The 11,035-nt window shown below is 31.8% G+C and carries 11 protein-coding genes and 1 pseudogene; 1 reads left to right on the forward strand and 11 read right to left on the reverse strand.

What is annotated here, in order from left to right; all coding sequences use genetic code 11:
* The 10 genes and pseudogenes from JK139_RS14835 to JK139_RS14880 all read right to left on the reverse strand — a co-directional run.
* Positions 1 to 1,272 (reverse strand): annotated as a pseudogene (locus tag JK139_RS14835) (hypothetical protein); the annotation flags it as partial.
* 55 nt (positions 1,273 to 1,327) lie between these two features.
* A complete protein-coding gene (locus tag JK139_RS14840; RefSeq protein WP_074420241.1) occupies positions 1,328 to 1,534 on the reverse strand; it encodes a hypothetical protein in 207 nt (68 codons plus the stop codon).
* 563 nt (positions 1,535 to 2,097) lie between these two features.
* On the reverse strand, positions 2,098 to 4,284 hold the full coding sequence (locus JK139_RS14845; protein ID WP_218331994.1) for a peptidase domain-containing ABC transporter: 2,187 nt from the start codon (positions 4,282 to 4,284) through the stop codon (positions 2,098 to 2,100).
* A 22-nt stretch (positions 4,285 to 4,306) separates the two neighbouring features.
* Positions 4,307 to 4,822, reverse strand: coding sequence for a TlpA family protein disulfide reductase (locus tag JK139_RS14850; RefSeq protein WP_218331996.1), 516 nt, complete (start codon positions 4,820 to 4,822; stop codon positions 4,307 to 4,309).
* A 9-nt stretch (positions 4,823 to 4,831) separates the two neighbouring features.
* Entirely contained in the window at positions 4,832 to 5,458 is a 627-nt protein-coding gene (locus JK139_RS14855) for a hypothetical protein (RefSeq protein ID WP_218331998.1), read from the reverse strand.
* 8 nt (positions 5,459 to 5,466) lie between these two features.
* A complete protein-coding gene (locus JK139_RS14860) occupies positions 5,467 to 5,859 on the reverse strand; it encodes a hypothetical protein (protein WP_218332000.1) in 393 nt (130 codons plus the stop codon).
* Between the two features lie 116 nt (positions 5,860 to 5,975).
* Positions 5,976 to 6,173 (reverse strand): hypothetical protein, encoded by a 198-nt coding sequence (locus JK139_RS14865; protein ID WP_074421100.1) that lies wholly within the window; start codon positions 6,171 to 6,173, stop codon positions 5,976 to 5,978.
* 668 nt (positions 6,174 to 6,841) lie between these two features.
* Positions 6,842 to 7,534, reverse strand: a complete 693-nt coding sequence (locus JK139_RS14870; RefSeq protein WP_218332002.1) for an ATP-binding cassette domain-containing protein — start codon at positions 7,532 to 7,534, stop codon at positions 6,842 to 6,844.
* Positions 7,535 to 7,538: 4 nt separating this feature from the next.
* Entirely contained in the window at positions 7,539 to 9,038 is a 1,500-nt protein-coding gene (locus JK139_RS14875; protein WP_218332010.1) for a DUF5687 family protein, read from the reverse strand.
* A gap of 110 nt (positions 9,039 to 9,148) precedes the next feature.
* Positions 9,149 to 9,316 (reverse strand): hypothetical protein, encoded by a 168-nt coding sequence (locus JK139_RS14880; protein ID WP_179855944.1) that lies wholly within the window; start codon positions 9,314 to 9,316, stop codon positions 9,149 to 9,151.
* 505 nt (positions 9,317 to 9,821) lie between these two features.
* Between JK139_RS14880 and JK139_RS14885 the strand changes: the two genes are divergently transcribed.
* Positions 9,822 to 10,568: a response regulator transcription factor gene (locus JK139_RS14885; RefSeq protein ID WP_143439629.1), complete on the forward strand. Its 747-nt coding sequence runs from the start codon at positions 9,822 to 9,824 to the stop codon at positions 10,566 to 10,568.
* Positions 10,569 to 10,716: 148 nt separating this feature from the next.
* Here JK139_RS14885 and JK139_RS14890 read toward each other — a convergent pair whose 3' ends face one another.
* Positions 10,717 to 11,025: a cysteine peptidase family C39 domain-containing protein gene (locus tag JK139_RS14890; protein WP_218332013.1), complete on the reverse strand. Its 309-nt coding sequence runs from the start codon at positions 11,023 to 11,025 to the stop codon at positions 10,717 to 10,719.
* Between the last annotated feature and the right edge of the window lie 10 nt (positions 11,026 to 11,035).

Consider the following 11,035-nt stretch of genomic DNA (forward strand, 5'->3'; position numbering starts at 1 on the left):
ATTATAATTTGAATAACTGTCTATGGAAATAAATAGTTTATTTATTTTCAATTTAAATAACGCTGAATCAATAAATTGGTAGCTATTAAATTCCTGAATGCAAGGCGCACACCAGGTAGCCCAAATATCAATGTATAATCGTTTTCCTTTGTTAAGTGCTATTAAATCATTAATTGTGTTAATTTTTTTAGTGGTATCTATAAATTGTATATTCAAATTACTATCAATAGTAGCTTGTGTATTGTTAAAATTGTATTTATCTTGAAGGATTTTTAAATAATAATTATTAGGAGAAAGGTGATTAAATATTGTTAAGTCATTTTTAGTAACGCTTTCCGGGAATAAAGTAATCGCTACAATCATATAATCTCCGATTAAATTGGTTTTAATACCAAAAGGAGCATATAGCAAAGGAACAAATGTGTTACTAAAAGTATAAGTATTATTATTTATATTAAATATAGAGTCTTTAACATCATCATCTGTTTCTAATTTATTTGCTATCATATATTTCAAACGTAAATAGCTTGAAACATAAAATTTTGCAAGTACACAACTTAATACTCTTGTATTAAAAGGTTCTTGTATTTCTTCCGCCATTTGTAAAATATTTGCTTTGCTTATATCTGCACTAATAAAGTGAATCTCTTTAATTCCTTTTCTTATAAATGGCTTTAGGAATTCAGCTATCAATATTGCTTTGAATTGAATGTTAATGGTGGTTCTAAAGCTTTCCGTTATTTTGTTTTCCTGGTATAGGGTATCATATGGATGGGTGTAATTGTTGATGATGGTAATTAAGTTTTTCTTTAATTCAGGAAGATTCAAATTTTTTTGCTCAAATAAGTTAAATACAGGCGTGAATTTAGAGATAGGATAGGGATAATTGAATTGATTATTGAATAACAAAATTCCTTTTGCATTGCTACCTGTTAAACGAATCCAATTGGTATTTACAGGTGGGTTATCACCCAAAATGGTTGCATTGAAATATAAGGAGTCGTTGGGTTTAGCATAGATAAAAAACGGTTCACCATCAAAGGTCATTTTTAAAAAAGTAGAGGTTTTTACAGCAATATTTATGTTTATTTCTTTTTGGGGTGTTGCATTAATGGTCTTAGTAGCCAGATAATGATTGTAAAACATACCTTCATAAGGTTCAAAAATATTTAACTGAACATCATGGTCAGATGTTATAATGCCTTTTAATAAAAATTGGCCAAAACCAATATTTGAATAAATTAGAAAAATTAAACTAATTAGGTATTTCATCATAGTATATATTCAAGGAAGGGGCGATAAAGACGCCCCCTTTTGTTTTTTAAAATCACTGTATTGAGTTATTACATGTTCCGCCATTGGTGCAGTATATACCAATGTCACTTATCATCTTATCTACACTTGGGGTATTAGTATATTCCCAAGTACCGGGCATTCCGGTGCATGAGCATACCCATGTACCACCCGAAATTTTCTTTTGGGCATCTTTGCTCAAAATGGTTACGCCTTGTAACCCTGCAATTGTTTTTAACATACGCTTTTGTTTTGAATGTTTAAAAAATGATTGTTTATGTTTTGTTAGCTAACACATTGTTTGATAGAAATGAACTATTTTTTCATATATTTTTTAAGTTGTAACTCTTTTATAAAGGTTCCTTTGCAGCTTTATTTTTTATACCTTTTAAATATGCTGATAACATGTTTATTTTAATTAACTTGTTTTCAAAACCTACTGTTGACGTAATAAGTTTTTTAAAATATTTAATTTCACTTTACTTTTGGATTACTTCTGTTCAACTGGTTTGCTATAAATTTAGATTATGAACTTAACTTGTGTAAATGGTAGATTATCAAAATACTTTTATGATATGGTTTCAACTATTTATATATCCGATTTCTTAGCTTGGTGATTTTTATCATTCTTCCATATGATTTGTATTCATATATTTTTTACTTTAAGCTTAAAGAACAATCAAAACTAATACATCATTTATGATATATATTTAGTAATTTTACTGAATTTTAGGGGTAGTTTCATTAATTTTTTTGTTTTTATTTTACAGGATTATTTGGTTTGTGGTAAATCAAATCTATATGTTAATCTACCATGTCGGCCCAGTAGCGACTGTATAAATTATTTGTGAGTAAAAGAGTGTCATGGTTTCCCGCTGTATGTATAAAACCTTTGTCTAACAAGTATATGCGGTCGCAAAATGTTTTCAGTACATGCAAACGGTGTGTAATCATTACAATCGCCATTTGTGTTTTCAGTTGTTGAAGTAAGTGGAGCACAAAGCGTTCTGTTTCTCTGTCCATGGCTGAAGTTGCTTCATCTAACAATAATAGTTGGGGTCGGTGATACAATGCCCGTGCTAATGCAATCATTTGTTTTTGCCCGCCCGATAAGTTTATGCCTTCTTCGCCTACAAGTGTCATAACTGATTGAGGAAGGCTGTCCATATAAGGAGCAAAGCCATAATTACGCAAGAACTCCGCAACAGCTTCTGGATTATTAGCCGCATCATCAAAAGCTATGTTTTCTAAAATCGTGCCATTAAAAATATGTACCTGCTGCGGCACTACGGCTGCTAGCTTTCCCCAACGCTTCTTTTCGATGTTGTAAAGGTTAAAGTTGCCATTAACGAGAATAGTTCCACTTTCTGCTGTGTAATGCTGCATCAGTAGTTGTACCAGTGTACTTTTACCGCATCCGTTTTCTCCCATCAGGGCAATGACTTCACCTTTTTGAACTGAGAAAGAGATGTTTTGTAACACAGGGCTGCGACCCGGATAACGAAACAACACCTGTTTAACTTCAAGGCGTTCAAAATGGGTCAATTCTTCTATTCCCGCTTCTTTATATTGAATACCAACAAACTCATACATACGGTTAAAAGCAATACGGGCTTCATTAATGGGGATGCTTAATAAGGCAAGGTTGGCAACAGATGGAAGTAAAGAACCCACCATTCCAATGATAGCCATTAATTCTCCAACCTTTAATTGATTGTGCAATACGCTGTTGCTGAGAAATAATAATAAACTACAAAGAAGGGAAGCGGCAAATACATTGGCAACAAAAGTAAGCCGCATTTGTATTTTTCCTAACTGAAAGATGGATGACTGATAGTTATTATAAACTGTATGATTACCCTCAGAAAACAAGGGCTCTTTGCTGTGGTTTTTAATAGCTTCCACACCCTGCAATGTAGAAATGTAATTACTTTCTGCCATTGCATAACCTGCCATAGTAGATTGTTGGGCTTCACTTATTTTTTTGTTGCTTCTGTAAATAAGCAAAAAGAAAACCGGTAAGGCAGCCAGTGTTATAAAGCCACTGAAAACTGAATAGGAAAACACAAATACAAGTGTAACTAAGACCACGATAGCATCCAATAAAGTATTACCTACTATCTGGCTTAACACACGCTGTATGCGGTTGGTATCATGTAATCGTGCAGTGAGATCTCCAATTTTACGGGTATCAAAAAACGATTTGGGGAGATAAAGCAAACGCGAAAAGAATTCTTTTGTAATACGCAGGTTAAATTCTTTTGACTGCCTGATTAAAAGGTGAGTGCGAAGAAGTGTTACCGATTCTTTTGCCATGAGTAAGAAGAAAACAAGGCCAATGCCTGTGTAGAGTTTATTGTATTGTTTTCGGGGGAGAAATTCATCAATTAATCGTTGGGAAAAGATAGACATCGTAAGGCCTAAGGCGGCTATTGCTATACCCATTACAGCAGCAATCATTAATAATGGAGCATCTTGTTTTATCAGTTCCTTAAACCATTGCTTTTTGTTGCTTACAATGTCTTTTGTTTTTTGAAAACTTCCATTGGGAGTAAGTACCAAACAGGCCCTGGATTGCCAGATAGCCTCTAATTCATCGGGTGTGTAATGTACAATACCTTTTGAGGGGTCGCCAACGATTAGCAGTTGTTTGTCTTTTTTTATAGTAGTACCAAAATACACCACATAATGCTGCAGCCTGTTTTCAAGAAGCACATGCAGAATGCAGGGAGAAGGGTGTGTCAGCAAAGCCTCCATATCTGCTTCACAACCCTCTGCATCAAAACCTGTAGCCTGTGCTGCTTGGAATAAACCTAATAGTGTAGTGCCTGTTATGGTAGTACCACTTAAACGGCGCAGGTTTTCAAAATCATTATCACCGCCATAATAACGAATGAGGGAAAGCAGGCAGGCAACGCCGCAGTCTTTTTGGTCTTGCTGCTGTACAATAGAAGGGATTTGTCTAATTGATTTTTTTAAGGACAAAAGCATAAGTCGCTAGTGATATGAAGTGTTATGGTTTTAGCAGATAAGCAACACTACATTCGCCATTATGCTTTCGGAGCAACTTGCCGTTTTTGTAAACGTAAAAAGAAGGAACAGAAATTGTTCCAAATGCCTTAATGAATTGTGAAGCCGTATCGTTCAATACTGTAACCGCAGCTAACTTTGAAAGATTCATACTATCTGCAAAACGCTTAGTTCCCTCTTTAGAGTAAGAAGTAATCATGAGCCAGTTTACATCTTTTAAAAGGGCCTGTTCACGGAACATTTCCTGCACCATACTTTGGCAGTAGCCGCACTCAGGGTTAAAATAATTGAGTACTAAAAGTGGTTCATTGGTTTTAAAACTATCTGTATTGAAAATGCTGCCATCCATTTTACGCAGTTGTATAGAGGGTAGGTATTGGGTAGCGGCTACTATTTTTTCTTTCAATTCTGTCGTACACCAGATTTTATAACTAAGAAAAGAAGCCAATAAAAGTAAAAGTGCTGGCACTGTAATAAGGATGATTTTTCTACGATTCATAAACGATATTTACGGTTGAAACACTACAGATAGATAGCTTACCACCAATACCCAAATGGCTAAGCCAGGTAGGTAAGTAGTAGCAACAAATTTTAAAGAAGGCATGAATGTTTTTTTTGATTCCTCTGCTATGAGGTAAGCCAGAAACAAAACATACCCAAGCTCAAAAATATTGAGTGTATTAAAAAAATAGCTGCTCCATTTAGGCATACTTGCTGCTGTAAATATCTGTAATGAAAATGGGTTTACGGATAGTTGTTCCAGCGATTCTACATTCACAAAAAACTCGGTGTACAAAAGCCCTGCTACTGAACCAACTGCAAAAATCACTTCTGCCTGAATAGCTATTTTCCAGAAAGATGCTTGGGTAAACCTGTCTGTAATAAAGCTGCCAGCTTTTAAACAAATGTATGTAAAACTAATGCGCAGCAGCAAAGCAAGTGGAATAAACAAGTAACTTACCCATTGCCATTTATGTACAAACTTCAAGTAATCTTCAAACTGCCGGTCGGTCATTTGCGAACCTACGATTAAACGGTACAAATCATCTGTTAAGAGATAAGTTTGACTGTAAAAGGCAATTAGTACTTGTATCAGCAATAACACAAAAAAAAGTGACGAAAGGGTATATTTCATACATTTTCTTATGATACGTTGATATTGAAATATTCGCTTGATTTAAATATGACGTAGTAAGCTTGAATAAGTACATATATTAAAATATATATTGTTATCACGTTTATAGGCAATATTCCAATAAAGGTTAAAATTGTAATAATTGATAAAAAAAATAATCCTAATATGAAGAAAATATCAGGGAATTTATGTTTAATTTCAATTTTATTTTGTTCATTTCTTAATTTAATTGATTTTGTCGATTTCCACCAATCCATCGTCATATTTATATCAAATTCTTTGTAAGGAATACTAACAATTATCTCACTATTTCCTTTCATCTTGTAATTATTGTTATTGATATTGATGTTTAATGTTCGTAGAGGAAAAATTCCTTTTCTTAAAATTTTAATATTTTCCATTTTGATACTTTTTAAATTTATATACTTTGTTTTGTTAAATAGAATGACATTTTGTAGGTAATCATAAAAGAAAGAAATCGTACAAATTTTATAGACAATTTCTTTCTACTTGTATTTTACTCTTTCCATGCACAAATAATACTTGCTACTCCCATGCCTAAAGCGGTTGGCCCAGCAATTGCAAGTCCAATTGGCCCAAAAGACGAAGCTACTCCTGCAATTAAGCCAGTTACAGCAATGAATTTGTTTGCAGTCGAACTGCATGGAGTACCGCCTTCAATTTCCTCCATTTGTTTTAATTCCATTTTTTTCATCTGTTACAATTTTATTTGTTAATGAATACTCATCTTGAGTTCGTTGACTATCTCAATACGAACAGGGCATACAGTGTTTGCTCCCTCATGCCTTTCAGCAATCCTTACAGTGTCCCTGCCACTGCTGTGCAGTCCCTTTGTTATTTTTTCTTTGGGTCAACAAAGGCAAAATGTCCCTCAATTCGTGGCCACTAAATATGTTTTAAACACTTATTGTGTATATCTTAATTTAAAAATTTGGGTTTCTTAATTTGTTTTGCTTGTTAAACAGTGTTTATTTTCAACTATTTATCAATTCAAACCATTTATCGGTTTATTTCTTTCCTTTAAGCTCAAGTATGCCAATTGCTTAACCCTTATTGATGACAAGCTGTATTATTAGTTAAAATTAAAACCTTTTAACTCCATCCGCTTTAGTAATTTTACTAAATCTTCTACGTAGTTTTACGCTATTTTTATTAAAATATAGAGCTTTGGCCGGTGCACATATTATTTGTATTATATTTATACAAAGTGACTATTGAATGCATGCTGAGGTACAAATAGCATTGGTAGAAGATAAACCTGCTAACCTGTTGCAATTGAAACGATGTACTACTGCTATTTTTTTTAAAAGTCATTTTTTGCCGAAGTAAAATTAAATACAATCATTCCTGAATAAACTTTTTTTAATGTATAAAATAGCTTTCTATTTTTATTCTAGTTTCTTTATTAACCAATAAATCCTGCATCATTTCACCATTTTCCATGATTAATATTCTTTTACAAAGGCTAGTAACATGATTTAAATCGTGACTACTTATGAATAGGGTTGTACCGTATTGTAAGTTAATATTTAAAAGTAAATTCTTAAGTTGTATTTGGGAGCTTGGATCTAGATTAGCAAATGGTTCATCTAATATACAAATTTTAGGGTTCACTACTAAAGCGCCTGCAATTCCTACTTTGCACTGATTACCTTTTGATAAATCCCTAATGTACTTTTGGTTTGTAATAGTTTCATCAAATAATTTTGTATTTGTTGTTATAAAATTATTTATTTCAACATCTGATATATTGTTCAGACTGCCTATAAATGAAAGATATTCCATAGGAGTAAGGTAGCTAATTAAAAAATCTTCATCTAAATATGAGGTAGTGAATTTCTTCCAGTAATCAGTAAGAGATACATTTTGGTCATTTATTAGCATTTCTCCACTATCAGGTTTAATAAGGTCAAGCAATAACCTAAAAAATGTTGTTTTTCCTGCTCCATTGTTACCAACTAATCCAATAATTTCTCCAGGTCTAATTTCAAGGTTTTTTACATCCACCACTTTTTTTCCGTTGTATATTTTTGTTATATCTTTTATCTTAATCATTATTTTAAATTTTAGAAAATCCTTCCAATAATTTGTATTTATTTTTATTGAATTGTTTAGTAAGAATTTGTAGCCAGAGTTTAAAAAAGCAAATACTGGTTATACCAAATGATCCAAAAATTATTATGGTTGTTTTAAGTGAAAATAATTGATATAAAGGGTAAAAGATGATGAATGATACAGTTAACAAACTATAAAAATAGATATACTGATTCATTCCTGTTCCTTGATGATTTAAAAAAGCACTTTTGTTTACATCAAGTCTTTGATAATTAAACATACCAAACAAACATATCATTGGGATTTGTATTCCAACATTAAAAAAATATGAGCAGGTAATAATAGTTATATTATTTTGCCAAATTAATAAACACATTAAAAAAGCTAATGTGCAAAGCATAAATAAAATTAGCAGCTTACTTTTAATATATTCTTTATTTTTTAAGTTAAGTACAAAATAAATAGGGAAATGCGAGCTTTGCCAAGAAAATAGGAATTGTCCATAAAAAATAATAGGTACTGCTATTGCTCCAACACTTATTAAAAAAGTAGTGAGTATATCTCCTCTACTAATACCTGTATATTTTACAGAAACAACTGCACCAATTAATAATATTAAAGGAAAAATAATTGCACTAACAATTATTTGAAGTGGCCTATTGTTTCTGACTATTAGTTTCAGTTCAATATCAAAAAATAATATAAATAATAGGTGCTTAGAAAACAATGGTGGTTTATTTTTTAAAAAAGATTTCAATGGCATTTTATTATTGGCTATCCTGTCTATGTATAGTAATTGGCTTACTTGATTTCTATAAAAGATAATAACGATGAATAGTGCTATTAAAAGTGGCAATAATAAGACATGATTAGACACTATATTTTTAAAAATGATTACGGCATATTCATCCATTTGAATTTTGGTATTGAAAATTATCCCAAAAACAAGGAAAAAAATACTTGTTATTCTCCATATCCAAATAAGTAATATTATAGAGCTATTTATAATGAATTGAACTAAAAAATTGATGATTAGAAAAAAAATGAATAGATAGGTGTACAGTAAAACTATTTCTGGCGTATTGAATAATTCGTTTAAATTTTTGAGTATAGAGGGTATTAATAGTACCAGAAGAATGAAATTATAGCTTGTTGCTATTGATTGAAGGATAAAAAAATTTATGATTTTACTTTTAGGTATGTTTAGTGTTAAATATGGTTGTATAACATTAGCATTTTGTTTTTGAATTACTAAACGTAAAATAAAATCACTTACGATAATATAAATCAGTATTTCAAAAATTATGTTTTCAAAATTTTTATTGAATCTGGTATATAATAAAATGTATTTTAAATGCCATAAAAAATACATAACAGGTATAGTAGCTAATATGGTATAAAAATTAAAAAAAATTTGAAATAAAAATCCTTGTTTGCTTCCATTTTTTCTTAGTCTACTTTTCCAATCATTCAACAAAAGTTTTATAATAACATTTTTTAACACGATTTATATTTTTTTCTTTTAAAATTATTAGAATTTACTGAATAAGATTTTTTCTAAGATTTTAAATAAAATTGGGTATAATTAACATGTTGTATTATACCCAATTATTATTAATGAACACACTGGCTAAACCATGAACCTACAAGTGTCCATCCAAGGAGAGCGGCAGGTGGAAATACAGTGCTCACAACAGCTGCACCGAGCGCAAGTCCTGCAGTTACTGGTGCACAACTTCCGCCTTCAATTTCCTCCATTTGTTTTAATTCCATTTTTTTCATCTATTACAATTTTGTTTGTTAATGAATACTCATCTTGAGTTCGTTGACTGTCTCAATACGAACAGGGCATACAGTGTTTGCTCCCTCATGCCTTTCAGCAATCCTTACAGTGTCCCTGCCACTGCTGTGCAGTCCCTTTGTTATTTTTTCTTTGGGTCAACAAAAGCAAAATGTCCCTCAATTCGTGGCCACTAAATATGTTTTAAACACTTATTGTGTATATCTTAATTTAAAAATTTGCGTTTCTTAATTTGTTTTGCTTGTTAAACAGTGTTTATTTTCAACTATTTATCAATTCAAACCATTTATTGGTTTATTTCTTTCCTTTAAGCTCCAATATGCCAATTGCTTAACCTTTATTCATGACAAGCTGTATTATTAGTTAAAATTAAAACCTTTTAACACCCTCCGCTTTAGTAATTTTACTAAATTTTCTACGTAGTTTTACGCTATTTTATTATAAAATAGAACTTTGGCCGGTGCACATATAATTTGTATTATATTTATGCAGAGTGGCTATTGTATGCGTGCTGAGGTACAAAAAGCATTGGTAGAAGGTAAACCTGCTAACCTGTTGCAATTGAAACAATTAGCCACTGCTATACCCGGTGTGGATATTGTATTTACGGCTGCCAATGGTGCAGATTGTTTACGGCAATTGCTACAGGTAAAAAAAGAGCCCGATATCATTATCACCGATTTGTTAATGCCGGAAATAGATGGCACGAGTCTAGCTTGTTTATTGCATTATGCCCGCCCTAAAATGCCGGTTATCATCGTATCTGCATTGCTTTCCGAGTATGAAATAGCAGAGTTAATGGATATGGGTGTAAAGGGCTTTCTGGCAAAAGCAAACCTATCAGCCGAAATAATTGCTAAAGCAATTGAAAATGTAAGTGAAGGCGCTGTATTTATAGATGAAACAATGTTTGATAAAGAAAAAGCCTTTGCTGAAATAAAGCGTATACAGCTATTGCCCCGAGATGTCAAAACTATTCAATCGTTCACCAAAAAGGAGTTGTGTTTTTTACAATTATTGGTAACACTGGATGATTACCAACAAATAGCCCGGGCCATGAACCTTTCGGTAAAAACGGTTCATTATTACGCTGAGCAATTACGCGAAAAAACAAATTCGCGTAATAAAATGGGTTTAACGTTATATGCCCTTAAAAATAGATTGGTAAAAATTTATAAAGCTTATGTAAGTTATACTTTTTCTGGCATTCCTTTTTTACTGGTTACTACGTAATTTTATTAAAAATGTAGTGTAGGTTCGTTACATTACAAATAAGGCAAAATATGCCATCAACTATTATTCCTTAGTTTTATCCATTTATCTGATAGGTGTATTAATAATAGTATGCAACTTTAATTTGTCCTTTTTTTGCTTTGTATGATTAGAAAATTAATTTCATATTCGTTTCATAATAATCGTGTATGTCAATCAAATCACCTGTAAAATTTGGCGCTATTTTATAAGAATCTATTTGTGTTGTGTGATAACCACTCAGGGTTCTTAAACCTATTTCTTCTGCCGTATTGGCAATCCCCAGAAAATTAACTCCTTCTTTGTTTAATTGTGTTTTGGTTCTAACTTCATTTACATCTAAATTTCTGCCATAATATTTTGCAATCATAACTAAGCATGCAGGGCCGCAATCCATTTGATTGAGTTGGTGAATAAAGGGAAAAATTGATTGCTTCACTTAAAATAAT

The organism is Hydrotalea lipotrueae, from assembly GCF_019249625.1.
In the GTDB taxonomy this organism is placed as follows: domain Bacteria; phylum Bacteroidota; class Bacteroidia; order Chitinophagales; family Chitinophagaceae; genus Hydrotalea; species Hydrotalea flava.

Excerpts from the sequence above, each read along its gene's own strand:
- JK139_RS14860 (WP_218332000.1), bottom strand. The coding sequence starts at position 5,859 with ATGGAAAATATTAAAATTTTAAGAAAAGGAATTTTTCCTCTACGAACA.
- JK139_RS14845 (WP_218331994.1), bottom strand. The coding sequence starts at position 4,284 with ATGCTTTTGTCCTTAAAAAAATCAATTAGACAAATCCCTTCTATTGTA.
- JK139_RS14865 (WP_074421100.1), bottom strand. The coding sequence starts at position 6,173 with ATGAAAAAAATGGAATTAAAACAAATGGAGGAAATTGAAGGCGGTACT.
- JK139_RS14870 (WP_218332002.1), bottom strand. The coding sequence starts at position 7,534 with ATGATTAAGATAAAAGATATAACAAAAATATACAACGGAAAAAAAGTG.
- JK139_RS14885 (WP_143439629.1), top strand. The coding sequence starts at position 9,822 with ATGCAGAGTGGCTATTGTATGCGTGCTGAGGTACAAAAAGCATTGGTA.
- JK139_RS14855 (WP_218331998.1), bottom strand. The coding sequence starts at position 5,458 with ATGAAATATACCCTTTCGTCACTTTTTTTTGTGTTATTGCTGATACAA.
- JK139_RS14850 (WP_218331996.1), bottom strand. The coding sequence starts at position 4,822 with ATGAATCGTAGAAAAATCATCCTTATTACAGTGCCAGCACTTTTACTT.
- JK139_RS14880 (WP_179855944.1), bottom strand. The coding sequence starts at position 9,316 with ATGAAAAAAATGGAATTAAAACAAATGGAGGAAATTGAAGGCGGAAGT.
- JK139_RS14840 (WP_074420241.1), bottom strand. The coding sequence starts at position 1,534 with ATGTTAAAAACAATTGCAGGGTTACAAGGCGTAACCATTTTGAGCAAA.